The following is a 24,632-nucleotide window of genomic DNA, read 5'->3' on the forward strand; positions in this document are numbered from 1 at the left end:
TGGTTGCGATTGACAACTTGACAGCAGTCATCGTGACAAGGCGTTACGCACAGTGCATTGTGCGCCCATTCTTGTAAGAAATGAATACTAAACACCTCAAGTCAACCATCGATCGACCCCGCTGGTGGGTCGATGTGTGATGTATTACCGCTGAACGCCGCCAGGGGCGCGAGCCCGGCAACTCAGTCGATGGTTTCGTCGAGGGCGTTGTCGACGAGGTGACCCACGTCGCCCCAGCCGACCAGGCTCAGGCCCTGCGGCGTCCAGAGGAGCCGGTTGATGGCGGCGTTGCCCAGGTGCCAGGTGCGCGGCGCCTGCAGGTCCTGCCGCGTGGCGGCGCGGTACAGCACGTCCATGACGCCGCCATGGGCCACCAGCACGACCAGCTCGCCGGCGTGCCGCGCCGCCAGTTCCTCGGCCACGCCGGTCACGCGCTCACGGAAGGTGAGCAGCGACTCGCCGTGGCCGCCGGGCCGGTAGTCGGGTTCGCGCGTGCGCCAGCGCCGGGCATCGTCCGGCGTCTCGGCGTCGATCTCGGCGAAGGTGCGCCCTTCGAAGCTGCCGAAGGCGCGCTCGCGCAGCCGCGGCTCCGGTTGCACGGCCAGGCCCCGGGCCGCCCCGATCGCCTCGGCCGTCTGCCACGCCCGGGCGAGGTCGCTGGCGTAGATCGCCGAGATCGGCTCCTCGCCGAGCGCCCGGCCGACCTGCCGGGCCTGGCGCAGGCCGGTGTCGTTGAGGCCGATGTCCAGCTGGCCCTGGATGCGCGTGTCCACGTTCCAGGCCGTTTCCCCATGGCGGACGGCGATGAGCCGGGTCGCCTCCATCACGCGGCGGGCGCGCGCAGGCGCTGCGTCATGGCGTGGCCTTGGGAATCTCGATGTTCACGCGGCGCTCGCCCTCCGGCGGGGTCGGGAAACCCTGCAAGGCGGCCTGGAACATCACCGGCAGGACGGCCGAATCCGCGCTGTAGGGCCCGTCGTTCCGGGCACGGGTCTCGTACACCACCTTGTTCGACGGCAGCTCGCGCAGCACCACGCTCACTTCGCGCAGGTACCAGGGGCTGGACGCCGGCGGGAAGCCCGGGCCATACCAGCCGGGGCCGTACCAGCCGCGCCCGTAGCCCATGCCGAAGCGCGGCCCCGGGCCCCACGGCCCCCAGCCCGGGTAGAAGCCGGGGTCGCCCCACGGCGAATAGGTGGGCGTGACGCGGGCGCCGATCTGCGCGGTGTAGCGGGCACCGGCGTCGTCGCGCCGCAGGCCCGCGCGTTCGAGCGCCGGCGCGGCCATGGCTTCGAGCGCCGCTGCGCCGCGCGCGCCGTCGCCGTCCTGCTGCGAAGGCAGCCGTTCGAAGCGGTAGGTGGCGCCGGCCGCCACATCGGCGGCCGGCAGGCTCGAGAAGCTGCGCACGTCGCTGTCGACCACCCAGCGGGTGGCGCAGCCGCTGAGCAGGGTCAGCAGCGCGGCGGCGGTCAGGATTCGGCGAAGAGGCATGGCGAGAGATCTCCAAAGGCGCGATGGCGGCAGCAACGCCGTCGCGCCGCTCAGAGCTGAACGATGCGCAAGGGTGAGGCCGTCGCAGGGAACTCGGGTGCGTCGAAGGCCTTGTCGCCGTCGGGGTCGGGCACACCCGTCGCCTTCAGACCCTTGAAGTCGAAGGATGTTCCGTCGAGCAGGTGCGACGGCACGATGCTCTGCAGGGCGCCGAACATGTTCTCGATGCGACCGGGGTGCTTCTTCTCCCATTCGCGCAGCATTTCGCCGACCTGCTTGCGTTGCAGGTTTTCCTGGCTGCCGCACAGCGTGCAGGGAATGATCGGGAATTCGCGGTGCTGGGCCCAGCGGATCAGGTCCTTCTCGGCCACGTAGGCCAGCGGGCGGATCACCACGTGGCGCCCGTCGTCGCTCACCAGCTTCGGCGGCATCGACTTGAGCTTGGCCGCGAAGAACATGTTGAGGAAGAAGGTCTGCAGCATGTCGTCACGGTGGTGGCCCAGCGCCACCTTGGTGGCGCCCAGCTCGTCCGCCACGCGGTACAGGATGCCGCGGCGCAGCCGGCTGCACAGGCCGCAGGTCGTCTTGCCTTCGGGGATCACGCGCTTGACGATGCTGTAGGTGTCCTGCTCCTCGATGTGGAAGGGCACGCCCAGCGCCGTGAGGTAGGTCGGCAGCACGTCTTCGGGGAAGCCGGCCTGCTTCTGGTCGAGGTTGACCGCCACGATGTCGAAATGGATCGGCGCACGGGCGCGCAGCTTGAGCAGGATGTCGAGCAGCGCGTAGCTGTCCTTCCCGCCCGAGACGCACACCATGACCTTGTCGCCCTCTTCGATCATGTTGTAGTCGACGATGGCCTTGCCGACTTCGCGGCACAGGCGCTTCTCGAGCTTGTGCGTTTCGCGCTCGATCTTCAGGACCTTGTCCTGCGACACGGCTTCTTCGTGATCTGTCCAAACAACGCTCATGACCATTGCCCCGTTTCCACGCGAATCGCCACTTCGCAGTCGTCGAAGATCTTCAGCTTGGCGATCTTCACCCGCACGCCCAGCACGCCCGGCAGTTGCATCAGCCGGTGCGCCAGCTTGCCGATGAGGCTTTCCAGCAGGTTCATGTGCACCTCGGTGCACTCGTCGATGATGATGCGACGCACCTTTCGGTAGTCCAGCACGTGCGTGATGTCGTCGTCGGCCGGCAGCAGCGGCTGGCTGCCGAGGTTGAGCTCGGCGTCGACCTGAATCTGCTGTGGCGCGTCGTGTTCCTGCGCAAGGATGCCGAGGCTGGCGTCGAAGCGCAGGCTGGTCAGCGTGAGGATCTGGGTGCCCTTGGTCAGCATCGGCGGCTCACATCAGCGAAAAATCGCGTTCGAATTTCATCAGGTGCTGGCCACCGTCCACCAGCAGCGTCGTGCCGGTGATGGACTGGTTCTCCAGCGCGAATCGCACGGTGGCCGCCACGTCGGCGGCCGTCGAGGAGCGGCCCAGCGGGCTGGCCGAATGCAGGCGGCGGAATTTCTCCTCGCTCAGCAGGTGGCTCGTGAGCGTGAGGCCCGGCGCGACGCCCACCACGCGCAGCTGTGGCGCGAGCGCCAGGGCCAGCATGGTGTTGGCGGCCTCCAGCGCGGCCTTCGACAGCGTGTAGCTGAGGAAGTCGGGGTTCTGGTTCCAGAGCTTCTGGTCGAGCAGGTTCACCACCGCGCCTTGCGCCTCGGCGCCGCGCGACAGCAGGTGCGTGTGCAGGGCCTGCGCGAGCAGGATCGGCGCCGCGGTGTTGGTGCGCAGATGCGCCTCCAGCGACGCGAAGCCCAGGCTCGCCGCGTCGTCGTGCTCGAACAGCGAGGCGCTGTTGACCACCGCGTCGAGCCGACCGAACTGCGCGACCACCTGCGGCAGCAGTTCGCGCACCTGGGCCTCGTCGGCCAGGTCGGCGCTGACCATCGCCGAGGTCACGCCCGAGCGCGCGGCGCAGTCGGCCGCGGTCTGCCGCGCCTCGTCGGCCGAGTGCCGGTAGTGCACCGCCACCTGCCAGCCGCCGTCGGCCAGTGCGAGCGCGATCTCGCGGCCGAGCCGCTTGGCGGCGCCGGTGACGAGAACGGTGCGCACGGGGCGCGCGGACGAGGGCTGGGGCATGGGGGAAGAAGTGAAGAGAGACAATCGCGGCGTGACCACGACCCCTCCAATTTTAACGACCGCGCTCGACCGGCTCATCGGTCAGGCCATTCAACGTGCCGGGGGCTGGATCGGCTTCGACCGCTTCATGGCGCTCGCGCTCTATGCGCCAGGGCTCGGCTACTACGCCAACGCGAGCCGCAAGTTCGGCCACCTGCCGTCCTCGGGCAGCGACTTCGTCACCGCCCCCGAGCTCACGCCGCTGTTCGGCCAGACGCTGGCCGTGCAGGTGGGCGAAGCGCTGGAACGCAGCGGCACCGACGAGGTCTGGGAATTCGGCGCCGGCTCCGGCGCGCTGGCGCTGCAGTTGCTCGACACGCTGGGCGAGCGCATCGCGCGCTACCGCATCGTCGACCTGTCGGGCACGCTGCGCGCGCGCCAGCAGGAGACGCTCGCGGCCCACGCGGCGAAGGTCGAATGGCTCGATGCGTTGCCCGAGGCGATGCAGGGCGTGGTGGTCGGCAACGAGGTGCTCGACGCCATGCCGGTGCAGTTGCTGGCCCGCGTCGGCGGCCGCTGGTTCGAGCGCGGCGTGGTCGCCGGCGTGCAGGGCGGCTGGGCCTGGGAGGACCGCCCGACCACGCTGCGCCCCCCGATCGAGATCGACGGCGAGCACGACTACCTCACCGAGATCCATCCGCAGGCGAAGGCCTTCGTCGCGACGCTGGCCGACCGGCTGACGAAGGGCGCGGCCTTCTTCCTCGACTACGGCTTCCCCGAGTCGGAGTACTACCACCCGCAGCGCCACATGGGCACCGTGATGTGCCACCAGGCGCACCGTGCCGACGACAACCCGCTGCTCGACGTCGGCGCCAAGGACGTCACCGCGCACGTCGACTTCACCGGCATCGCCCTGGCCGCGCAGGACGCCGGGCTGCACGTGCTGGGCTACACCAGCCAGGGCCGCTTCCTCATCAACTGCGGGCTGCTCGGCCTGTCCGACCAGGCCAGCGTGGCCCAGCGTGCGCTGGCGGGCCACCTGGTGCACGAGCACGAGATGGGCGAGCTCTTCAAGGTGATCGGCCTGGCCGCTGGCGAACCCTGGGAGCCGGTCGGCTTCGCCGCGGGCGACCGCAGCCACACCCTGTAGCGCGCCGAGTGCGCATCAGGGCGGCGGTGAGCCGCGGACCGCGCGCAGCTCCTTCTTCAGGAAGGTGTTGGCCTCCACGGGCGCGGCGTCGCCCAACTTCACCATGTATGGCTTGCCGGTCATTTCCGAGCGCGAGGCGCACAGCTCGATGAAGTCCTCGGCGGTGACGATCTTGTCTTTGAAGTGCGCGTACTTCGCCTGCATGTGCTGCGCCGCTTCGGCCGCCGTGTGGGCGCCGCCGTTGCGCAGGAAGGTCATGGTCGACATCTTCTCGACGCGCTGGATCAGCGTCTGGATCACCACATGCTCGTCGGCGGAGGGCGTCGCCGCGCTCAGCGTCGCCCAGGCCAGCAGCAGTGCCGGCAACAGGTGCCGAAGCCATCGATGAAATGCCATGCCTTTGTCTTTCCGTGAGGTCTTTCCGTGAGAGTTGGGGCCATGCTTGCAGCCTCGGCGCGGCCTGTCAAACTGACACCCCCCACTCGGGTCTAATGGCCCGTCTGTCCTCGATCCCGTCACCCTTCGCCGAGCCCTGCCCGATGAGCCTTTCCCCCGACCTCCTGCGCACCGCCCATGCCCTCGCCGATGCCGCGGCCGCGCAGTCGATGGCCTACTTTCGCACGCCGCTGGACATCATCACCAAGGCCGACGAAAGCCCCGTGACGCTGGCCGACCGCGCCGCCGAGACGGCGATGCGCGCGGTGCTCGCCGCCGAGCGGCCGGCCGACGGCATCTATGGCGAGGAGCATGGGGCCGAGCGCGTCGACGCCGCGCGCGTGTGGGTGCTCGACCCGATCGACGGCACGCGCAGCTTCATCACCGCCTCGCCGCTGTGGGGCACGCTGATCGGCGTGCTCGAAGGCGCGCGCGTGGTGCTCGGCATGGTCGACATGCCGGTGCTGGGCGAACGCTGGGTGGGGCAGGCCGGCGTCGGCGCGCACCGCAACGGCGTGGCCGTGCAGGCGAGCACCTGCCGCGAGATTGCAAAGGCCCGCATCGTCACCACCTCGCCCGATATCTTCAATGCCGCCGACTGGCAGGCCTTCGACGCGCTGAGCCGGCGCTGCGCGATGCGCCGCTTCGGCGGCGACTGCTACGGCTACGCGCAACTGGCCGGTGGCACCGTCGACCTGGTGGTCGAAACCGGCCTGCAGCCCTACGACTACCTCGGCCCGGCCGGCCTGATCGAGGCGGCCGGCGGCGTGATCACCGACTGGGAAGGCCGCGCGCTGGGCCTCAAGTCCGATGGCCGCGTCGTGGCGGCGGCCACCCCCGAACTTCATCGACAGGCGCTGGCTGCCCTGGCTGCCTAGACTGTTGGCATGATTCGCTGGCTGCTCGTCGTCGTGCTCGCGCTGCTGCTCATGAGCGGGCTGACGGCGTGGCTGCGGCGCTTTGGCTTCGGGCGCCTGCCCGGCGACTTCGAATTCCGCGCCTTCGGTCGCGAATGGCAATTGCCGATCGGCAGCACGGTGGTGCTCAGCACCCTCGCTGCGTTGGTGGCCAAGCTGATCTGATTCCCAAGAGAGAAACCCACGCCATGAGAGCCTGCGTCGACATCGGCGGCACCAAGGTCGCGGTCAGCCTGGCCCTGCCGGGCAACGACACGCTGATGGCGCGCCAGTCCGAGCCCACCGCCAAGACCGGCCCCAACGACGCGGTCGCGCAGCAGGTGCTGCGGCTGATCGATGCGGCCTGCGTCGCCATCGGCGTGTCGTCGTCGGCCATCGAATCGGTCGGCGTCTCGTCGGCCGGGCCCTTCGTGTTGAACGACGGCTGCATCGAACTCGCAACGCCCAACATCTGCGGCGGCCTGGCCGGCCCGGCGCGCGGCCTGCCGAACGACTGGATGACGGCTCCGATCGAGGCGCCGCTGCGCCAGCGCTTCGCGCACGTGCGGGTCGAGAACGATGCGGTGGCCGCGCTCGAGGCCGAGCGCCGCTGGGGTGCGCTGCAGGGCCTGGACCACTGCGCCTACGTCACCTGGAGCACCGGCGTGGGCGTCGGCCTGTGCGTCGACGGGCGTCCGCTGCGCGGCAAGAATGGCAACGCGGGCCATGCCGGCCACACCTTCGTGTCGGACGACGACAACCGCGACGCGCTGTGCGGCTGCGGCAATGTGGGCGACGTGGAAGGTCTCATCGCCGGCAACGCGATCGCGCGGCGCTTCGGCCAGCCGGCGGAGGAACTGTTCAAGGCGGCGGTCGCCGGCGAGCCCGAGGCCGTGCGCACCACCGACGCGCTGTGCCGCGTCATGGGCCGCACCCTCTACAACCTGGTCGTCACGCTCGACCTGCAGGCCATCAGCCTGGGCGGCAGCGTGTTCTGGCACAACCGCGACTTCCTGCTGCCGCGCCTGCAGGCGCACATCGACGGCCACCTGGCGCCGCTGACCCGCGGCGTGCGCTTGCACGCGGCGGGCCTGGGCGACAAGGTCGGCGACTACGCCGCGCTGGCGCTGGTAGATTGAGACCTCAAAGGAACATCCCGCCAGACGCTTCGATGCGCTGGCCGGTGATCCAGCGGTTGCCCGGCTGCAGCAGCATCGAGATGGCGCCGCCGATGTCGTCGGGCAGGCCGACGCGGCCGAGCGCGGTCTGCGCGGCGATCATGGCGTTCAACTGCGCGTTGTCGCGCACGGCACCGCCGCCGAAGTCCGTTTCGATGGCGCCAGGCGCCAGCACGTTCACCGAGATGCCGCGCGGGCCCAGTTCCTTCGCGAGGTAGCGCGTCAGCACCTCGATGCCGCCCTTCATCGACGCGTAGGCGGCATAGCCGGGCAGGGCGAAGCGCGCGAGGCCGCTCGAGATGTTGACGATGCGGCCACCGTCGGCGATCAGCGGCAGCAGTGCCTGCGTGAGGAAGAACGGGCCCTTGAGGTGGATGTCGACCAGCGCGTCGAACTGCGCCTCGGTCGTCTCGGCGATGGACGCGTGGATGCCGATGCCGGCGTTGTTCACCAGGTGGTCGAAGGTCTCGCGCTGCCAGACGCGGGCCAGCGCCGCCTTCACCTCGGCGGCGAAGGCCGGGAAGCTGCCGCTCTTGGACACGTCCAGCGGCAGGGCGACGGCACGGCGGCCGAGCGCCTCGATTTCGCGGACCTGCGCCTGTGCTTCGTCGACGCCGCTGCGGTAGGTGAGGATCACGTCGGAGCCCTGGCGGGCGAGGTGCTGGGCGGTGTTCTTGCCGAGGCCGCGGCTGGCGCCGGTGATGAGGGCGATGGGTGCGTTCATGGTCATTCCTTGGGGTTGAGAGTCGATGGAATGAACTGTAGGAGGAGACAATCAACCGATAAACAGCTGAAAATCAACAAAACTGTTCAGCCATGGAGAACAATGGCGGCCATGGTCATGGAACTCGGCGCGCTGCGCACTTTCGTCACAGTCGCCGAATTGGCGAGCTTCACCCGCGCGGCCGAGCGGCTCGGCATGCCCAAGGCGCGGGTGTCGACCACGGTGCAGCAGCTCGAGGCCGAACTGGGCACGCGGTTGTTGCATCGCACGACGCGCACGGTGCGTCTCACGCCCGACGGCGAGCAGTTCCGCGAGCGCGCCCTGTTGCTGCTGGCCGATGCGGACGAACTGCAGGCGCTGTTCCAGCAGGCGCCCAGTGCGTTGCGTGGCCGGTTGCGGCTCGATCTGCCCATCGGGCTGGCGCGCGCGGCGGTCATCCCGCGGCTGCCGGAGTTTCTGGCCCTGCATCCGCAGCTCGACGTGGAGCTGAGCACCACCGACCGCCGGGTCGACCTGATCCATGAAGGCTTCGACTGCGTGCTGCGCATCGGCACGCTGGAGGATTCGGGTCTGGTGGCGCGCCGTCTGGGCGAACTGGCGCAGATCAATGTCGCCAGCGCGGCCTACGTGGCTGCGCACGGCACGCCGCGCACGCTCGACGATCTGGCGGCCCACCGGCTGGTGCGCTATGCGCCCGGGCTGGGCGGCGGCGCGGCGCTGTGGGAGTACGACGTGGGCGAGGGCTTGCAGACGCTGCCGATGGCCAGCATCGTCACGGTGACCAGCACCGATGCCTACCAGGACGCCTGCATCGCCGGGCTCGGCATCATCCAGGCGCCGTCGTTCTGGCTGCGGTCGTTGATCGATGCGGGCCGGCTGGTCGAGGTGTTGCCGGCGTTCCGCGCGCCGCCGATGCCGGTGTCGCTGCTCTACCCGCACCGCCGCCATCTGTCCAAGCGGGTGCAGGCGCTGATGGACTGGATCGACGGCGTGTTGCGTCCGTTCCTGCAGACGCCCGCCTGAGGCGCGTCAGGAGCGCACGTTCGGCAGGGCGCGCAGTGTGTCGAGGAAGGTGTTGCGCCACCAGTGCACATCGTGGTCGCGGATGCGCTGCAGCAGCTTCTGATGCCGCGCGCGCCGTTCGTCGAGCGGCATCTGCAGCGCCTGCTGGACCGTCTCGGCCGTGCCGTGCACGTCGTACGGGTTCACCAGCAAGGCTTCCTTCATCTGCTCGGCCGCGCCGGCGAAGCGCGACAGCACCAGCACGCCGGGGTCGGCCGGGTCCTGGGCGGCGACATATTCCTTGGCCACCAGGTTCATGCCGTCGCGCAGCGGCGTCACCAACCCGACAGCGGCCGCGCGGCACAGACCCGGCACGCGCTTGCGGGCCACCATGCGGTGGATGTAGCGCACCGGCATCCAGTCGAGCTCGCCGTAGTCGCCATTGATTGCACCGCACAGCGATTCCAGCTCTCGCCGGATGTCGCCATAGGCGTCGACGCTCTCGCGCGTGGGCGAGGCGATCTGGATCAGGGTCGCGCTGCGCCGGTTCTCCGGGTAGTTCGCCAGCAACTCGCGGAAGGCGCGCACGCGGTGCGGAATGCCCTTGGAGTAGTCGAGCCGGTCGATGCCCAGCAGCAGACGACGCTGCGAATACTCGCGCTTCATCGTCTCGTACATGTCCTTGGCTTCCTTGGCGTGCGTGAGCGCCAGGAACTGGTCCACATCGATGCCGATGGGGAAGGCACTGCAGCGCACCGTCTGGCCGTAGGCGCGGTACATGTCGTCGCCCAGCGCCTGGCCATGCGCCTCGTTGATCACATAGCGCTCGAAGTGCTGCACGTCCTGGTTCGCTTGAAAGCCGATCAGGTCGTAGGCGAAGAGGGAGCGCGCCAGCCATTCGTGCTGCGGGATCGCCGCCATGATGATCTGCGGCGGCAGCGGAATGTGCAGGAAGAATCCGATGCGTTGGCGGCACCCCATGGCGCGCAGCTCGGCGGCCAGCGGGATCAGGTGGTAGTCGTGCACCCAGATGATGTCGTCTTCCTGCAGCAGCGGCATCAGCTTGCGCGCGAACAGCTGGTTCACGCGCCGGTAGCCGCCGATGAAGCCGGCGTCGAAGTTGGCCAGGTCGAGGCGGTTGTGGAACACCGGCCACAGCACGTCGTTGCTGTAGCCGGCGTAGTAGCTGTCGTGGTCTTCGCGGCTGAGGTCGAGGGTGGCCAGCGTGACCTTGCCGGCCTGGTGCTTGTGCATCTCGCCTTCGCCGGTCGGGCCGTCCTCGACGATGGTGCCGCTCCAGCCGAACCACAGGCCGCCGGTCTGCTGCAACGATTCGCCCAGCGCCACGGCCAGGCCGCCGGCGGCGGGTTTGCGCGGATCGGCCACGCGGTTGGAGACGACGACGAGCCGGCTCATGCCTTCGCCTCCGGACTCGGACCATTCGCCAGCAGGTCGCGCGCTTCGAGCAGCCATTCGTAGACGGCGAGCGTCGAGTCGAGCCGGTGCAGCGCCTGCGTCGGCCCGGAGCCGACCTTGATCGCGATGCCGCCGCGTGGCTGCACGACCGCGAAGCCGGTCTCGTCGGTCGTGTCGTCGCCGGCGAACACCGGCACGCGGCCGGCGAAAGGCGCCTCGCGCATGAAGGCGTCGATGGCGACGCCCTTGTTCACGCCCGCAGGCTTCACCTCGAAGACAAACTTGCCGTGCAGCAGCTCGAGTTGCGGCTGGCCGTCGAGCAGGCGCACGAGTGCGTCGCGGCAGACGTCGCCCAGGTCGGGCGCCATGCGGTAGTGCAGCGCGATGGCCGAATGCTTGCGTTCCACCAGCAGGCCCTTGTGCGCGCCCGCGAGGTCGTTGCAGGCGTCGAGCACGAAGGCGAGGTCGGGCGCGCGCTGTTCCTGCATATGGCCTTCGGCATTGCGGCGCTGCACGCCATGCTCGCCGGCGGAGGGCAGGCGCAAGGGCGCCAGGAACCGGTCGAGCACGTCGATCTGGCGACCCGAGACCACGGCGAGCGCGCCGCCCAGCAATCCGTGCAGATCGGTGAGCAGGGCCACGAGGGCGGGTGGCACTTCGATGGCTTCAGGGGTTTCGGCCAGGGCGACCAGCGTGCCGTCGAAATCCAGGAAGAGGGCGGCGTCGGGGGTGAGGCGAGGAGGCTTCTGCATCGCGACAGACCTTAACAGTCGCTGCCGTGGCGTCGCGTCGGCCAACGCCGCGAGTGCCTGGGGGCCGTAGGGCTCAGCCCGCCTCGCCCAGCAGTGCCGCCACCGCCTCGGTGCGCGCGCGGGTCACCGCCTCGCCGATCTTCGGTCCGGTGGCGCCGCGCTGCGCCGCCGCCTCGGCGATCGGCCGCGTGGGCACGGCCAGCGCGGCGTCGAGCACGCGCTGCAGGCGTTCGCGTTGCGGATAGGGTCGGTCCTCGAAGCCGAGCCTACCGCGCGCATCGCATTCGCAGGCCAGCAGCGCCTGGGCGAAGCGCTGCGGCTTGCGCAGGGCGTCGCAACGCTCCAGCAGGCGCATCAGGGCGGTGGCGCCCAGGTCCGCGCTGCGGTGGATGTTGCCGTGCTCGCGCGCCACCACCTCGGCCAGTTCGCGCAGCTCGACCGGGATGCGCCAGCGTTCGCAGACGGCCTGTAGGAGTTTCGCGCTGCGCTGCTCGTGGCCGATGTGGCGCGGCAGTTCGTCGACGCGGGTCGTGCCCTTGCCCAGGTCGTGCACCAGGCAGGCGAAGCGCACCGGCAGCGGCGCCTGCAGGCGCGCCGCCATGTCGAGCACCATCATCAGGTGAACGCCGGTGTCGACCTCGGGGTGGTGCGCCTCCGGTTGCGGCACGCCCCACAGACGATCGACCTCGGGCAGCAGGACCTTCAACGCGCCGCAGTCGCGCAACACCTCGACCATGCGCGACGGGTGTGCCTCCATGAGGCCGCGCGCGAGCTCCTGCCAGACACGTTCGGGCACCAGGGCATCGACCTCGCCGTCGGCCACCATGGCGCGCATGAGTGCCTGCGTCTCGGGTGCGATCGAGAAGTCGGTAAAGCGCGCGGCGAAGCGCGCGACGCGCAGGATGCGCACCGGGTCTTCGCGGAAGGCGTCGGTGACATGGCGCAGCACCTTCCGCTGCAGGTCGCGCTGGCCGTGGTACGGGTCGACCAGCGCCGACGCGTCGATCGGCACATCGCCCGCACGCTCGGCGGGCAGGGCGATGGCGTTGATCGTCAGGTCACGGCGGGCCAGGTCCTGCTCGAGCGTGACGTCGGGCGCGGCGTGCACGACGAAGCCGCGGTAGCCTGGCGCGCTTTTGCGCTCGGTGCGGGCCAGGGCGTATTCCTCGCGCGTCTGCGGGTGCAGGAAGACCGGGAAATCGCGGCCCACGGGCAGGTAGCCGCTCGCTTCCATCTGTGCCGGCGTCGCGCCGACGACGACCCAGTCGCGGTCACTGCCCGGCCGGCCGAGCAGGGCATCGCGGACCGCACCGCCGACCAGAAATGTGTTCATGGGGTCGAGTGTAGGGATAGCCCGGGGACAAAAAAAGCACGACCGTTCGTAATATTCGGGATGGCATCCGGCCAACGTGCCGGTGTCGGCATCGCATCTTTACTTGGAGGCAAATCGTCAATGAAAAAATCACTTTTCGCGCTGGCGGCCATGACGGCCTTGGGATCGGGCAGCGCCATGGCGCAGAACGCGGGCGACTGGGTGCTCGGCACCGGCTGGCTGCACTTCGCGCCGCAGGACTCCAGCAAGCCGCTGACCTTCACCTCGCCGATCAGCGCCGCGGTGCCGGGTTCGGGGGCCGGCGTCGGCAGCGCCGACACGCTGGGCCTGAGCGCCATCTATTTCTTCGACAGCAGCTGGGCGATGGAAGGCGTGTTCGGCATGCCGCCGACCTTCAAGCTGGAGGGCGAAGGTTCGCTGGCCCCGATCGGCCGCCTGGGCGAAGCGAAGCAGTGGAGCCCCACCTTTCTCGCCAAGTACTACTTCGGCAACGGCAACGATGCCTTCCGTCCGTCCGTGGGTCTGGGTGCCACCTATGTCTGGTACAGCGACGTCGATCTGTCGAATGGCCTGCAGACGGCACTGGGCGCGCGCCTGGGCCGCCCGCCGGGCAGCACGAGCACACGTGCCAAACTCGACGACTCGTTCGCGCCCGTCTTCAACGTGGGCGCTTCGTACCAGATCGACAAGCACTGGGGCATCTCTTTCTCGGTGTCGTACATCCCCCTGAAGACGACCGCGAAGCTGACCACGCGCAATGCGGCCGGCGCGACGATCGCCACCAGCGAGGCCAAGCTGAAGCTCGATCCGATCGTGACCTATCTGGCAGCCACCTACCGCTTCTGAGTTCTGCGCATCGGCTTCGCCTCAGGAAAAACGCCGCGTAGTGCGCGGCGTTTTTTTTGTAATGCGGGGCTTCAGTCCTGCAGCCGGTAGGGCTCGTCTTCCACGACGAATTGATGCTCGGCCAGCGCCGCGTCGGTCCAGGCCCTGACCGATGGCAAGGCGTGCACGCGCGCCACGTACGCCGCGATGGCCGGCGGCACCGGCAACGCATAGGTCTTCAGGCGCGAGGCCATCGGTGCGAAGTAGGCGTCGGCGATGCTGAAGTCGCCGAGCAGCATCGGGCCGCCGTGCTGCGCCAGCAGGTCGCCCCACAGTTGCACCAGCCGGTCCAGGTCGGCGCGCACGTCCGCCCGGTCGCGCATCAGCAACCGGCCCTGGGATGCGAGGTCGGCGTCGATGTTCATGCCGCAGTGGCCCCGGATCGCGCGGAAGCCGGCGTGCATCTCGGCGCAGGCACTGCGCGCCTGCGCGCGGCGGGCCTTGTCGGTGGGCCACAGCGCCTTCTCGGGAAAGGACTCGGCCAGGTACTCGGCGATGGCCAGCGTGTCGGACACGACGATGTCGCCGTCGACCAGGAACGGCACCGTGCCCGCGGGGTTGATCGGCCGCACGGCCTTCTTGAAGGCCGAGTCCGGGCTGGAAAAGTCCGCCCCGAAGCGCACCATGACTTCCTCGAACGGAATGCCGGCCTGCGTCATGAGCACCCAGGGGCGCATGGACCAGGACGAGTAGTTCTTGTTGCCGATGTAGAGCTTGAGCATGGCGGTTCCCCGATCAAAACGCCGATGCTAGCGGCGATCGGTCTGGCCATTGATGCCGAAGCACGTCTGATTTGATGCGCTCAGCGCGGCGGCGCCCGGTCGTCGGCGGCGTTCTCCGGCGGCGCCTGCCGCGGGCCGACGACGCGTTCCAGCAGCGCCACCGCGCGTGGCACCAGCATCAGCACGGCCAGCGCCAGCAGCGTGCTCAGGATGGCCGTCGTTTCCCGGCCGAGCCCGCAGGCCATGCCGATGGCGGCGGTCATCCACAGGCCCGCGGCGGTGGTCAGGCCCTGCACCTGCTGTTCATCGCGGCCATGCTTGAGGATGGTGCCTGCGCAGAGGAAGCCGACGCCCGCCACCAGCCCCTGGATCACGCGGCTCATGTCGGCCGGCACGATGCCGGTCTGCTGCGGGATCAGCACGAACATCGCCGAGCCGATCGCCACCAGCATGTGGGTGCGCACGCCGGCCGCCTTCCCCTGCTGCTCGCGCTCGAAGCCGAGCGCGAAACCCAGCACGCTCGCGAGGGTGAGGCGCACCACGATGCGGGTGAACTGGGCGACGTCGCCGGCATCCGAAAATTCGGCTGCGACGGTGTCGAGCACCTCGTCCACCCAGGCCATCAGGGCAGGTCCTTGTTGGGCTCGGGCTCGCGGGCATCGCGCGGGCCGACGCGGCCGAGGCGGCTCTTGAGCGACTGCGGCTGTCCGGTGATGATGGCGGCGTAGTTGGTGGTGTTGGCCAGCACCTTCTTGACGTAGTCGCGCGTTTCGTTGAAGGGCACGTTCTCGGCCCAGATGGCGGCGTCCATCACCGGTCCGTTGCGCCAGTTGCGCGGCCGGCCCGGGCCGGCGTTGTAGGCGGCCGCGGCGAGCGCCATGGAGCCGTCGAAGTCATCGAGGGCCAGCTTCAGGTAGTTGGTGCCGATCGTGATGTTGGTTTCGCGGTCGTTGATCTGGTTGGGTGTGAAGCCGGCGAGGCCGATCTTGTTGGCGGTCCACTTCGCCGTGGCCGGCATCACCTGCATCAGGCCGGAGGCGCCGACGCCCGAGCGTGCGTCCATGATGAAGCGGCTTTCCTGGCGGATCAGCCCATAGACGTAGGCCGGGTCGAGCCCGATGTCCTGGCTCTTGCGCAGCACCGTGTCGTGGAAGGGCATCGGGAAGCGCTGGTCGATGTCGATCGCGCCCTTGGTGCGTTCGCTGGTGTTGATGCAGCGGTCCCACACCTCGCGCTGGCAGGCGAAGTCGGCGGCGGCGAGCAGTTCGCGATCACCCATGCCGCCCTTGTCGTGCAGGTTGGTGGCGTAGTTCCACTCGCGCACGCCCTCGGGCCGCAGGCCGATCGCGATGGCGTACAGGCCGCGTGCGAGCGACGGGTTGTTGCGCGCCGTCTGCTTTTCCTCGGGCGTGAGCGGGTCAGGCCTGGTCGGCACCATGGCGCGCTGGCCCAGGTCTTCCAGGGCCAGCAGCTCGTAGAAGCCGCGCGTGCCGGCGATGGTTTCGAGCAGCGTGCGCGCCTGTGCCTTGCGCTCGTCGCCGCCCATGGCGGTGAGGGCGCGGGCGCGCCAGTAGACCCAGGTCGGGTCGTCCTGCGCGACCTCGCTCATGGCCAGGACGGAGGCGTTCACGTCCTTCCACTGGCCGGCGCGCAGCGCGGCGCGCACCTTCCAGCCGAGCATGTCGTCGGACAGGTCGCTGTTCTTCGTGACGTTCGCGAAGTAGACGTTGGCCTGCGGCGAGAGCTTGGTCGCGGCCTGCCGGCCGATGGTGCCCCACAGCCAGTTTCGCTCTTCGGCGGTGAGCATCGGCGCCCACTTGCCCTCGAGCTGGCCGGCGGCCTGGTCGGGGTCAGCGACGGCGACCTTGATGAGGGCCAGCACCACCATCTCCTTGCGGGCGCGCGACGCGGCGATGATCGCGCCGCCCAGGAACTTCGCGGCGCTGGCGTTGACCTGGTCGAACGTCGGCAGCGCATCCGGTGCGGCCAGCGTGACGGCGGCGCGCGCGGCCTGTGGCCGGTTGGCCTCGATCGCCAGGCGGGCCTTCTTCCAGGCTGTGTCAGGCGACAGCAGGCGGGAGGCGATCAGCCGGTCGGCCGCGGTCAGGCAGCCATCGTCGGCATCGCGCTGGCGCAGCCAGGTGTCGCGCACCGACTCGACCTGCGCCTTGGTGGCCGCGCCGGTCTTGAGGACATCGACCAGCGTCGCGTAGCACTGCACCTGCGCGTCGTCGCGCATGCGAAAGCCGGCGTACATGTCGGCGAAGCCGTCCCAGTCGCGGCGCTGGCCGAGCAGCAGCAGCCAGTCGTTGCGCAGGCGGTCTTCCTGGTAGGTGCCGGCGTAACGCGCAAGAAAGTCCTGCACCTGGATCGGACTCGCCTCGTTGAGCCGCACCTTGAGTTCCCAGTAGGCGGCCCAGGGTTCGAGCGCATGGCCGCGCGCCTGGGGCAGCAGGGCGGCCAGGCGCGCCTTGTCGCCGCGCTGGAAGGCCTGTTTCATCTGAACGATCACGTCGTCGTTCGTGTTTTGAGCGCAGGCGGGCTGGAGCAGCGCAGCGAGCGTGAGGGCGATTGCGCCGAGGAGGTGGCGCCGGGGTGCCAAAATGCCAGGAACTTGCATCGGGGGATTATGGACAAGGCACACGATGGAAACGCGGCCGAAGGCCGCAAGGAAACGGCTGCTTTTCTGAAGGCTCAGCTACGGGCAGCGCTCATCGAACAACGTCTGGCGATGCCCGACCGCGGACAGCGCGCCGATCTTTTGCAGCGCGTCATGCGCATCTGGCTGGTCGGCCGGCCCGACACCGTCATCGGCGCCTACTGGCCGATCAAGGGCGAATTCGACCCCCTGCCGGCGTTGCACCGCTGGAAGGAAGATGGCGAACTGCTCGACGAGCCGCATCGCCGCCGCATCGGGCTGCCGGTGGTCAACCGCGTCCACAAGACCTTGACCTTCCATTCCTGGTACCCCGGTTGCCCGATGGAGAACGATGCCTATGACATCCCGAAACCCAAGGACACCGAACTGATCGTGCCGACGCTGCTGTTCGTGCCCTGCCTGGGCTACAGCGCGGGCGGCTATCGACTGGGCTACGGCGGCGGCTTCTACGACCGAACGCTGGCGGCGCTGGAGCCGCGGCCCTTCACGGTGGGCCTGGGCTTCACGAATGGCTTCCTCGACGACCTGGAAACCGAGGCACACGACATGCCGCTGGACGCCATCCTGAACGACAACGGCGTGGTCTGGCCGGTGGGCTAATCCATGTGGTCGACGGTGTCCGGGTCGGGCACCTCGCCGATGGTTTCCCGCGTGATGGCCGCCTGCTCGCGCAGCCAGTCGCAGAAGGCCTTGATCTCCGGGCGCAGCGCGTTGCGCGGGCCGATCAACAGCCAGTAGGCCATCGGTGAATCGAGCCGGTGCTGCGGCAGCACCTCGACCAGGTCGCCGTTGGCCAGGCTCTCGGCGATGAGCGAACTGCGCGCCAGCACCACGCCCTGGCCGGTGAGGGCGGCCTGCACCATCTGGTAGGCATAGTTGAAGTAGAGCCAGCGCTTGGGCTGGGCGCGGCTCTGGCCGTTGTCCTCGAACCAGCGGCGCCAGGTCAGCCATTCGAGGTGGGTGCGGTGGGCGTCGCCGGCCTCGATCAGCGTGAAGCGGGCGATGTCGGCGGGCGCCTTGATGGGCGGGTTGCTTTTGATGAGCCACGGGCTCGCGACCGGCGTGAGCGTTTCGCCGAACAGGCGGATCGCGTCCGGCGGCATGTTTTCAGGCGGTGCATAGCGCAGCGCCATGTCGACGTCGGCCACGTCGAGGTCGACCGCCGTGTCGCTGGCGTCGATGCGGATGTCGATGTCGGGGTTGTCGCGCTGGAAGGCTTCGAGCCGCGGGATCAGCCACATCGACGCGAAGGACGCGAAGGTGGTGAGCGACACGCTCCGCCGCCCCGCGCTCTGGCGGATCTGCCGTACCGCGCCGTCGATGCGCGGCAGCGACTGCTGCACCGCCAGCAGCAGCAGCGCGCCGGCGCTGGTGAGTTCGACAGCCCGCGTGTGGCGCAGGAACAGCGCCACACCCACCTCTTCCTCCAGCGACTGAATCTGCCGGCTCACCGCCGACTGCGTGAGCGCCATCTCCTCGGACGCCGCCCGGAAATTGAGGTGCCGCGCCACCGCCTCGAAGGCGCGCAGGTGGCCGGCAGAGATCGGGCGGGTGCGCAGGTGGGTCTGGGAGTGCTGCATGGATTGATGCGGAAATGGAATCAGTAGCGTACTTCCATTTCATTGGACCGCCAATGGCAAGGCGCCGATCATTCATTCCCGAAGCGTGCCACTGCGCTTTGGAGATCCAGCCCGTCAAAGGAGTCCGCCATGTCCGCCACCCTCAGCCCCTCGTCCTCGCTTTCCTCTCTGCCGCTGCCGAGCAAGGCCGCCATTCCGCCAGCGGTGCGCCGCGGTGCCTGGCAGATCGCCGCTGGACAGGCGATGACCCTGAAGGCGCGCAGCGAGAGCGTCCTGCGGGTGCGTCAGGGCCGGTTGTGGGTCACCCGCGATGCCACGGCCAGCTGGGGCAGCGAAGACCTGGTGCTGGCGCCGGGCGAGTCGCTGGTCGTGGCGGCCGGGCAAAAGCTGGTGATGGAGCCCTGGGACAGCTTCGGGGCGACCTACAGCTGGGACGCCAGCGCCGCCGCGGCGGCCTGAAGGCGTTCAGCCGTTGACGTCGAAGCTCGGACGCAGCGCCAGAAAGCGCTCCAGCGCGGCCGGGCCCTCGAGCGCGTGGATGCCCGCCATGTCGTCCGGCTCCTCGCTCTGCGCGAAACCCAGGTCGAAACGATGGTAGCGGCGCTCGTCGCGCGGGCCCTCGTACAGCACCTGCACGCCCTCGTGTCGCGCGTCCTGGCGAATCCGGTCCATCAACGGGGTCAGGGCTTCGGGCGGGCCCTCGATGTGTTGGCAGAAGTGGAGGCCGTCGAACACCAGCAATCCGGTGATGCCTCGTTCGGCATTGCGGGTGCGCGCCTGGGCAACGATCTGGCCGACCACGGTGGGCCGCTGATGGGGGGCGAGGACGCTGACGTAGAGAAGTTCGAAAAGAGCGGGTGCAGGCATGGGCGCGAAAGAGTGCCGGGGGAGTGTAGGGAGCAGAACCAATTCATGAAATGTCAAAAGACACTCTCACCGCGCCTATAGTCCCGGCGTGAAATTCGACGAACACACCCTGCCCACGCCCCTGCCGCCCCATTGCGACCGCGCGTGCGAAGCGTGCGGGTTGCGCGGCAACGCGGCCTTCCTGCCGATCTCGGCCGAGGAATTGAAGGCGATCGAGTCCTTTCGGGTCGACACCCGTCGTGTCGAGGCGGGCGGTACGGTCATCGAGGAGCATTCGCGCAGCGCCCAGCTCTACACGCTCTACGCAGGATGGGCCTTTCGCTACAAGTCGCTGAGCGACGGTCGGCGCCAGATCCTCAGTTTCCTGCTGCCGGGCGACTTCATCGGGTTGCAGGACGAGTTCGCGGAGGGGCAGACACACGGGGTCGAGGCCGCATCGGACGCGACCTTCTGCGTGTTCGAGCGCGACCGGCTCTGGGACCTGTTCCATGCGCAGCCCAAGCTGGGCTACGACATCACCTGGCTTGCCGCGCGCGAAGAGAAGATGATCGACGACAACCTCGTCACCACCGGCCGGCGCAATGCCGGCGAACGGGTGGCCATGCTGCTGATGCACCTCTACCGGCGGGCGGAGCGCGTGGGCATGGTGCGCGACGGCTGGGTCCCGTTCCCGTTCAACCAGCAGCACATCGCCGATGCCCTGGGACTGTCGCTGGTGCACACCAACAAGACGCTGCGGCGGTTGCAGCGCATGGGGCTGCACAAGATCGACGGCGGCTGGCTGCGCATCCTCGAGCCGCATGCGCTCGAGGCGCTGGGCGACTATTTCGAGCGGCCTTTGCGACATGTGCCACTGATCTGAGGCGCCCGGCCGGCCGAACGGCCGCGCCTTCGCGTATCGTCGGGGCTCCTCGCCGGGAGGCGGCCGCTGCCGGCTTCGTCCTTCCCCTTTCATGCCGCCACCCTGCGTCCCGTCCATTCCGTGAAGCTTTTTTCCCGCGAACGCCTGCGCCAGGTCGTCATGGTCGGCGGCATCGAGTCCTTCGGTGTGATCCTGAGCGGCATCGCCGGCCTGCTCATCGTGAACGTGCTGCCGAAAGACCAGTACGCCGCCTACACCTTCCTCATCGCCTGCGCGACGCTGATGATGGGCATCACCGACCTCGGCGTGGCGCATTGCTGCATGCCGGTGGTGGGCCAGCGCACGCGCGACGTGCCCTGGGTCGTCGCCGTCTGCCATCACGTCTTCCACAAGCGCTGGCTGTTGCTGTCCCTCGGGCTGGTGATCATCGTGCCGTACTGGTACTTCACCTCGCGCGAGCACCGCTGGACCGGGTCGGGCTACTGGCTCGCCTCGGCGGTGGCGATGGGCGGGGTGCTGGTGACGCTGCGCGAGCACAACGCCAACACCGTGCTGCTCATCCTCGGGAAGATCTCGACGCTCAACCGGGTGGCCTTCAGCACCCATGCCGTGCGCATCGCCTTCGTCGGCTTCGTCTTGTTGCTGCCGATGAGCATCTATTCGACAGCCGGGTTGATCGCTGCGACCGTGGCGGCCAGCATCGTGGCGCTGATGCTGTACATGCGCGCGTTCCGCGACCAGCACATCGGCGACCATCGGCTCGATGCCGACACGGGCCGGCGCGTCGATGGCGAGATCATCCGGATTGCCAAGCCGCTGATACTGCCGGCCATCTTCTACCAGGTGCAGGGCGTGGTGACCGTCTTCATCGTCTCGCTCTTCGGCACCGCCAACATGGTGGCCGAGGTCGGCGCCTTCGGCCGTTTGGCCATGGCGCTGGTCGTGGTCGACCGGGTCGCGAACATCCTGCTGTTCCCGGCGATCGCCCGGGCACAGACGGGGCCGCGCTTCGTGCGGGTGCTGGCGCAGGTCCATGGCCTGTACCTGCTGGCGATGGCCTGCACCTTCATGACCTCGCTGTTGTTCCCGCAGTACTGGATCCTGCTCCTGGGCGAGCAGTACCGCAGCATGACGCCGCTGGTCTGGATGATGTTTCTGTCGTCGCTGCTCGGGAACGCGTCCGGCTTCGCCTTCCGGACGCTGACCGTGCGTGGCGCCACGGCGCGCCAGAGCTTCAGCATCGTCGCGACGCTGATCACGCAGGTGCTGTACCTCTGGCTGATCGGCATCAGCGACCTGAAGTCGGTGCTCGGCTTCGGCCTGGCCAGCAGTGCCGCCAACTGCGTGTTCCAGTACGCCCTGCTGCTGGCGCGCTGGCGTGAATGGCGCACCGAGGCGCCGACGGCCGCCTGAAGGCGCTTCAGCGCCGCTGGTAGACCCGTCCGATGGCCGACGCCACCCGCAGCGCGAGGCGGTGGCGCTTGAGTTCGGCGTCCGAGAAGATCCGGATCGGCCCTTCGACATGCTCGAAGTACGCCTTGGTCGCCACCGACGGCGACTGGCCGCCGAGCGCCTTGCGGACATGCGGCGTGTTCCAGGGCTTGGGCGAGCCGATCGCGTGCGACAGGTAGTAGCCGCCCGCGATGAAGTCCATGGCGTCGGGCCCGGCCGTGTTGAGCGTCGCCTCGTGCGCGGTGAGCGCGAAGTTCAGTGCGTCCTGGTCGGTCGAATGGAAGAGCGTCGCCGACCCGCCCGCCTTCAGGTGCTTGACGCCCTGGTTGTAGCCGAGCACGAGGTGGCACAGCCGTTCCCAGAGCACGAGGAAGTCCAGGTGCTGCCGCGGCACGCCGATGAAGCCGGCGTTGTAGTAGCGCTCGCTCGGCCGGATCGACGGGATGCCGTGCTCGGTGAAGAAGGCGTTCCAGAGCAGGCGCTTCGGATGGCGCGACGGGAAGGCCCAGTTGACGTCTTCCGCCAGCGAGAGCGCGTCGTCCGTGAACCAGCCGCAGAACGACGGCCAGTCGCACTTCACCACGATGTCGGGGTCGATGTAGGCGACCAGATCGGTGTCGGGCGCGTGCTTGTCGAACACCTCGCGCAGGAAGGTCGGCTTGTAATAGGTGAAGTGCATCGGCGTGTCGAGCAGCACCATGCGCAGCTGGAAGGCCGGGCTCACCTGGTAGGTGGCGGTCGCCGCGTCGTAGGCGGGCGATTCGGTGAGCCATGCCGGCAGGGCGCCCCGGTAGCCGGCCCACAGCACGCCGGAGAATCCGGCGGTGACGAGCGAGTTGGACAGTGCGGCAACCCCGAAGTGGTAGTTCCCTTCGAACAGCGTACAGAGAGAAATTTTCATGAAGCTTGGGTTGGCAGCGCCAGAAGTGTATTCAAAAGTTTTAGTTTTCTTGGTGTTTTCCAGGAGCGCCGCGCAATTGTTGCAGTTTGTGGACGCCAAACCGTGACGAAATGGGCAGTGCACCTCGGCCGATAATCCGGCCCCACCGAACGCGAGAGAAGCAAGAAGCATGAACCAGGCACAAACCGACAAACCCGCAACGGCGGTCGACGTCGTGGTGATGGCCGCAGGCAAGGGCACACGCATGAAGAGCGTGCGCCCGAAGGTGCTGCATCGTCTGGGCGGCCGGGCGCTGGTGGCGCGCGTGCTCGACACCGCGGCACGCCTCGGCGCACGGCATGTGGTGGTGGTCACCGGCCACGGTGCCGACGAGGTCGAGGCGGCCATCGGCGCCGAATTCGCCGGCATGGCGCCCCGTTTCGCGCGCCAGATGCCGCAGCTCGGCACCGGCCACGCGGTGCAGCAGGCCGTGCCCGTGCTGCCCGACGACGGCACCGTGCTGGTGCTGTCGGGCGACGTGCCGCTGATCGGTGAGCCGGCGCTGCGGGCGCTGATCGCGGCCAGCGCCGGCGAACGGCTGGCGCTGCTCACCATCGACTTCGACGACCCGACCGGTTACGGCCGCGTCCTGCGCGACGCCCCGACCGGCCAGGTGCTGGCCATCGTCGAGCAGAAGGATGCCACCGCGGCGCAGCGTGCCGTGCGCGAGGTCTACAGCGGCGTGATGGCCGTGCCGGCCCGCCAGCTCAAGACCTGGCTGGCCCGCCTGGACAACCGCAACGCGCAGGGCGAGTACTACCTCACCGACATCGTCGGCTTCGCGACCGCCGACGGCGTGCCGGTGGTCGCCCACCGCATCGACGACCCGGTGCAGGTGGCGGGCGTCAACAGCCCGGCGCAGCTGGCCACGCTGGAACGTGCGCTGCAGCAGCGCCAGGCCGACGCGCTGATGGCCGATGGCGTGCGGCTGGCCGACCCGGCGCGCTTCGACCTGCGCGGCACGCTGGCCTGCGGCATGGATGTCGAAATCGACGTCAACTGCGTGTTCGAGGGCGCCGTGGCGCTGGGCGACGGCGTGCGCATCGGCGCGAACTGCGTCATCGCCAACGCGCGCATCGAGGCGGGCGCGGTGATCCATCCCTTCACCCACATCGATGGCGAGAAGGCCGGTGTGAGCGTCGGCCCCGATGCGCGGGTCGGCCCCTTCGCCCGTCTGCGGCCGGGCGCCCAACTGGGCGCGGAGGTGCACATCGGCAACTTCGTCGAGGTGAAGAATTCCACCCTCGCCGACGGCGCCAAGGCCAACCACCTGGCCTACCTGGGCGACGCCACGGTCGGCGCGCGGGTCAACTACGGCGCGGGCAGCATCACCGCCAATTACGACGGCGCGAACAAGCACCGCACCGTGATCGAGAACGACGTGCACGTCGGCAGCAACTGCGTGCTGGTGGCGCCGGTGACGATCGGCGCGGGCGGCACCGTCGGCGGCGGCTCGGTCGTGAGCAAGAGCACGGCGCCCGGCGCACTGACGGTGGCGCGGGCGCGGCAGACCAGCTTCCCGAACTGGCCGCGGCCGCAGAAGAAGCAGGGCTAAGGCGCCGCCGTCGGCGGAATTGGCAGGATCGGCAGCCGGGTGTCGAATTTCGCCCGCTTGACGGCGAAGAAGGCCTTGACGTTGCGCACGTTCGCATCGGCCGTGAACAGGCGCTGCGCCAGCGCCTGGTAGCCGGGCATGTCGCGCGCGATCACCACCAGCACGAAGTCGGGGCCGGGCGAGACGCGCCAGCACTGCTGCACCGCGTCGTCGGCGATCACGCGGGCCTCGAAGGCGTCGAGCGCCGCGGCGTCCTGCCGGTCGAGCGAGACCTCCACCAGCGCCTGCAGCCCGTGGCCGAGCAGCGGTGCCAGCCGGTCGGGTGAGAGGACCGCGACCTGGCGTTCGATCAGCCCGGCGGCGCGCAGACGCTGCACCCGACGCAGGCAGGTGGGCGGCGAGATGTGGTGGTCGGCCGCGAGTTGCTGATTCGTCTGCGAGGCGTCGCGCTGCAAGGCGTCGAGCAGCCGCAAGTCGATCGCGTCGAGTGCTATGGATTCCACGATAAGTCAAAAAACGAAATAAAAGTTCATTGATCCGAGTGGATGGAATTTTATTGCCTTCGTCGCCAGATTAGGAAACCATTATTCATTCGGTGCGGCCTACGATGGGCGCACTCGGACCC

At 68.8% G+C, this 24,632-nt stretch carries 28 protein-coding genes; 11 read left to right on the forward strand and 17 right to left on the reverse strand.

Features of this window, described 5'->3' with window-relative positions:
* Window positions 1-182: 182 nt before the first annotated feature.
* Genes ACSFA2_RS05570 through ACSFA2_RS05590 form a run of 5 tightly spaced genes read right to left on the reverse strand, consistent with a single transcriptional unit; the run spans window position 183 to window position 3,620 of the window.
* A complete protein-coding gene (locus ACSFA2_RS05570; protein ID WP_435454323.1) occupies window positions 183-827 on the reverse strand; it encodes a histidine phosphatase family protein in 645 nt (214 codons plus the stop codon).
* Window positions 828-852: 25 nt separating this feature from the next.
* Window positions 853-1,491 (reverse strand): DUF4136 domain-containing protein, encoded by a 639-nt coding sequence (locus tag ACSFA2_RS05575; RefSeq protein ID WP_435454324.1) that lies wholly within the window; start codon window positions 1,489-1,491, stop codon window positions 853-855.
* Between the two features lie 50 nt (window positions 1,492-1,541).
* On the reverse strand, window positions 1,542-2,459 hold the full coding sequence (gene ttcA, locus ACSFA2_RS05580; RefSeq protein ID WP_435454325.1) for a tRNA 2-thiocytidine(32) synthetase TtcA: 918 nt from the start codon (window positions 2,457-2,459) through the stop codon (window positions 1,542-1,544).
* Window positions 2,456-2,827 (reverse strand): dihydroneopterin aldolase, encoded by a 372-nt coding sequence (locus ACSFA2_RS05585; RefSeq protein WP_286648303.1) that lies wholly within the window; start codon window positions 2,825-2,827, stop codon window positions 2,456-2,458. The genes ttcA and ACSFA2_RS05585 overlap by 4 nt, the downstream gene beginning before the upstream one ends.
* 7 nt (window positions 2,828-2,834) lie before the next feature.
* Entirely contained in the window at window positions 2,835-3,620 is a 786-nt protein-coding gene (locus ACSFA2_RS05590) for an SDR family oxidoreductase (protein ID WP_435454326.1), read from the reverse strand.
* Between ACSFA2_RS05590 and ACSFA2_RS05595 the strand changes: the two genes are divergently transcribed.
* Window positions 3,619-4,749 carry a class I SAM-dependent methyltransferase gene (locus ACSFA2_RS05595; RefSeq protein ID WP_435454327.1) on the forward strand — a complete coding sequence of 377 codons (1,131 nt, stop codon included), beginning with the start codon at window positions 3,619-3,621 and terminating at the stop codon, window positions 4,747-4,749. The two genes, ACSFA2_RS05590 and ACSFA2_RS05595, sit on opposite strands and share 2 nt — an antisense overlap.
* Before the next feature lie 15 nt (window positions 4,750-4,764).
* Here ACSFA2_RS05595 and ACSFA2_RS05600 read toward each other — a convergent pair whose 3' ends face one another.
* Window positions 4,765-5,145: a DUF5329 family protein gene (locus ACSFA2_RS05600; RefSeq protein WP_435454328.1), complete on the reverse strand. Its 381-nt coding sequence runs from the start codon at window positions 5,143-5,145 to the stop codon at window positions 4,765-4,767.
* Between the two features lie 143 nt (window positions 5,146-5,288).
* Between ACSFA2_RS05600 and hisN the strand changes: the two genes are divergently transcribed.
* Genes hisN through ACSFA2_RS05615 form a run of 3 tightly spaced genes read left to right on the forward strand, consistent with a single transcriptional unit; the run spans window position 5,289 to window position 7,219 of the window.
* A complete protein-coding gene (gene hisN / locus ACSFA2_RS05605; RefSeq protein ID WP_435454329.1) occupies window positions 5,289-6,062 on the forward strand; it encodes a histidinol-phosphatase in 774 nt (257 codons plus the stop codon).
* A gap of 9 nt (window positions 6,063-6,071) precedes the next feature.
* Entirely contained in the window at window positions 6,072-6,266 is a 195-nt protein-coding gene (locus ACSFA2_RS05610; RefSeq protein ID WP_435454330.1) for a DUF2905 domain-containing protein, read from the forward strand.
* A 23-nt stretch (window positions 6,267-6,289) separates the two neighbouring features.
* Window positions 6,290-7,219, forward strand: coding sequence for an ROK family protein (locus ACSFA2_RS05615; RefSeq protein WP_435454331.1), 930 nt, complete (start codon window positions 6,290-6,292; stop codon window positions 7,217-7,219).
* A 4-nt stretch (window positions 7,220-7,223) separates the two neighbouring features.
* Here the strand turns inward: ACSFA2_RS05615 and ACSFA2_RS05620 are convergent, their stop codons facing one another.
* Window positions 7,224-7,988, reverse strand: a complete 765-nt coding sequence (locus tag ACSFA2_RS05620; RefSeq protein ID WP_435454332.1) for an SDR family NAD(P)-dependent oxidoreductase — start codon at window positions 7,986-7,988, stop codon at window positions 7,224-7,226.
* Window positions 7,989-8,093: 105 nt separating this feature from the next.
* On the opposite strand from ACSFA2_RS05620, the gene ACSFA2_RS05625 reads away from it, so the two are divergent.
* Window positions 8,094-9,005, forward strand: a complete 912-nt coding sequence (locus ACSFA2_RS05625) for a LysR family transcriptional regulator (RefSeq protein WP_435454333.1) — start codon at window positions 8,094-8,096, stop codon at window positions 9,003-9,005.
* A gap of 6 nt (window positions 9,006-9,011) precedes the next feature.
* Here the strand turns inward: ACSFA2_RS05625 and otsA are convergent, their stop codons facing one another.
* The 3 genes from otsA to ACSFA2_RS05640 form a co-directional block, all read right to left on the reverse strand.
* Complete coding sequence (gene otsA, locus ACSFA2_RS05630; protein ID WP_435454334.1) at window positions 9,012-10,400, reverse strand: alpha,alpha-trehalose-phosphate synthase (UDP-forming); 1,389 nt, start codon at window positions 10,398-10,400, stop codon at window positions 9,012-9,014.
* A complete protein-coding gene (gene otsB / locus ACSFA2_RS05635; RefSeq protein WP_435454335.1) occupies window positions 10,397-11,152 on the reverse strand; it encodes a trehalose-phosphatase in 756 nt (251 codons plus the stop codon). Before otsB ends, otsA begins: the two co-directional genes overlap by 4 nt.
* A gap of 73 nt (window positions 11,153-11,225) precedes the next feature.
* On the reverse strand, window positions 11,226-12,485 hold the full coding sequence (locus ACSFA2_RS05640) for a multifunctional CCA addition/repair protein (RefSeq protein WP_435454336.1): 1,260 nt from the start codon (window positions 12,483-12,485) through the stop codon (window positions 11,226-11,228).
* Between the two features lie 120 nt (window positions 12,486-12,605).
* On the opposite strand from ACSFA2_RS05640, the gene ACSFA2_RS05645 reads away from it, so the two are divergent.
* Window positions 12,606-13,331, forward strand: coding sequence for an OmpW/AlkL family protein (locus tag ACSFA2_RS05645; RefSeq protein WP_435454337.1), 726 nt, complete (start codon window positions 12,606-12,608; stop codon window positions 13,329-13,331).
* 71 nt (window positions 13,332-13,402) lie between these two features.
* On the opposite strand, the gene ACSFA2_RS05650 is transcribed toward ACSFA2_RS05645, so the two are convergent.
* From ACSFA2_RS05650 to ACSFA2_RS05660, 3 genes are all read right to left on the reverse strand, one after another.
* Window positions 13,403-14,092, reverse strand: a complete 690-nt coding sequence (locus ACSFA2_RS05650; RefSeq protein ID WP_435454338.1) for a glutathione S-transferase family protein — start codon at window positions 14,090-14,092, stop codon at window positions 13,403-13,405.
* 80 nt (window positions 14,093-14,172) lie between these two features.
* A complete protein-coding gene (locus tag ACSFA2_RS05655) occupies window positions 14,173-14,715 on the reverse strand; it encodes an MgtC/SapB family protein (protein ID WP_435454339.1) in 543 nt (180 codons plus the stop codon).
* A complete protein-coding gene (locus ACSFA2_RS05660; RefSeq protein ID WP_435454340.1) occupies window positions 14,715-16,712 on the reverse strand; it encodes a lytic transglycosylase domain-containing protein in 1,998 nt (665 codons plus the stop codon). The genes ACSFA2_RS05655 and ACSFA2_RS05660 overlap by 1 nt, the downstream gene beginning before the upstream one ends.
* A gap of 9 nt (window positions 16,713-16,721) precedes the next feature.
* Here ACSFA2_RS05660 and ACSFA2_RS05665 point away from each other — a divergent pair, with 9 nt between their 5' ends.
* Window positions 16,722-17,351 carry a 5-formyltetrahydrofolate cyclo-ligase gene (locus ACSFA2_RS05665; protein WP_435454341.1) on the forward strand — a complete coding sequence of 210 codons (630 nt, stop codon included), beginning with the start codon at window positions 16,722-16,724 and terminating at the stop codon, window positions 17,349-17,351.
* Here the strand turns inward: ACSFA2_RS05665 and ACSFA2_RS05670 are convergent.
* Window positions 17,348-18,331 (reverse strand): LysR substrate-binding domain-containing protein, encoded by a 984-nt coding sequence (locus ACSFA2_RS05670; RefSeq protein ID WP_435454342.1) that lies wholly within the window; start codon window positions 18,329-18,331, stop codon window positions 17,348-17,350. The two genes, ACSFA2_RS05665 and ACSFA2_RS05670, sit on opposite strands and share 4 nt — an antisense overlap.
* Before the next feature lie 129 nt (window positions 18,332-18,460).
* Here ACSFA2_RS05670 and ACSFA2_RS05675 point away from each other — a divergent pair, with 129 nt between their 5' ends.
* A complete protein-coding gene (locus tag ACSFA2_RS05675; protein WP_435454343.1) occupies window positions 18,461-18,790 on the forward strand; it encodes a DUF2917 domain-containing protein in 330 nt (109 codons plus the stop codon).
* A 6-nt stretch (window positions 18,791-18,796) separates the two neighbouring features.
* Here ACSFA2_RS05675 and ACSFA2_RS05680 read toward each other — a convergent pair whose 3' ends face one another.
* Complete coding sequence (locus ACSFA2_RS05680) at window positions 18,797-19,198, reverse strand: BLUF domain-containing protein (protein ID WP_435454344.1); 402 nt, start codon at window positions 19,196-19,198, stop codon at window positions 18,797-18,799.
* Window positions 19,199-19,358: 160 nt separating this feature from the next.
* Here ACSFA2_RS05680 and ACSFA2_RS05685 point away from each other — a divergent pair, with 160 nt between their 5' ends.
* Entirely contained in the window at window positions 19,359-20,060 is a 702-nt protein-coding gene (locus tag ACSFA2_RS05685; RefSeq protein ID WP_435454991.1) for a Crp/Fnr family transcriptional regulator, read from the forward strand.
* Window positions 20,061-20,180: 120 nt separating this feature from the next.
* Window positions 20,181-21,473, forward strand: coding sequence for an MATE family efflux transporter (locus ACSFA2_RS05690; RefSeq protein WP_435454345.1), 1,293 nt, complete (start codon window positions 20,181-20,183; stop codon window positions 21,471-21,473).
* A gap of 7 nt (window positions 21,474-21,480) precedes the next feature.
* Here the strand turns inward: ACSFA2_RS05690 and ACSFA2_RS05695 are convergent, their stop codons facing one another.
* A complete protein-coding gene (locus ACSFA2_RS05695) occupies window positions 21,481-22,413 on the reverse strand; it encodes a hypothetical protein (protein WP_435454346.1) in 933 nt (310 codons plus the stop codon).
* Window positions 22,414-22,582: 169 nt separating this feature from the next.
* On the opposite strand from ACSFA2_RS05695, the gene glmU reads away from it, so the two are divergent.
* A complete protein-coding gene (glmU, locus tag ACSFA2_RS05700; protein ID WP_435454347.1) occupies window positions 22,583-24,007 on the forward strand; it encodes a bifunctional UDP-N-acetylglucosamine diphosphorylase/glucosamine-1-phosphate N-acetyltransferase GlmU in 1,425 nt (474 codons plus the stop codon).
* On the opposite strand, the gene ACSFA2_RS05705 is transcribed toward glmU, so the two are convergent.
* Window positions 24,004-24,510, reverse strand: coding sequence for an Lrp/AsnC family transcriptional regulator (locus ACSFA2_RS05705; protein ID WP_435454348.1), 507 nt, complete (start codon window positions 24,508-24,510; stop codon window positions 24,004-24,006). The two genes, glmU and ACSFA2_RS05705, sit on opposite strands and share 4 nt — an antisense overlap.
* Window positions 24,511-24,632: the final 122 nt, after the last annotated feature.

The organism is Variovorax cryoconiti (genome assembly GCF_051216395.1).
In the GTDB taxonomy this organism is placed as follows: Bacteria; Pseudomonadota; Gammaproteobacteria; order Burkholderiales; family Burkholderiaceae_C; genus Variovorax.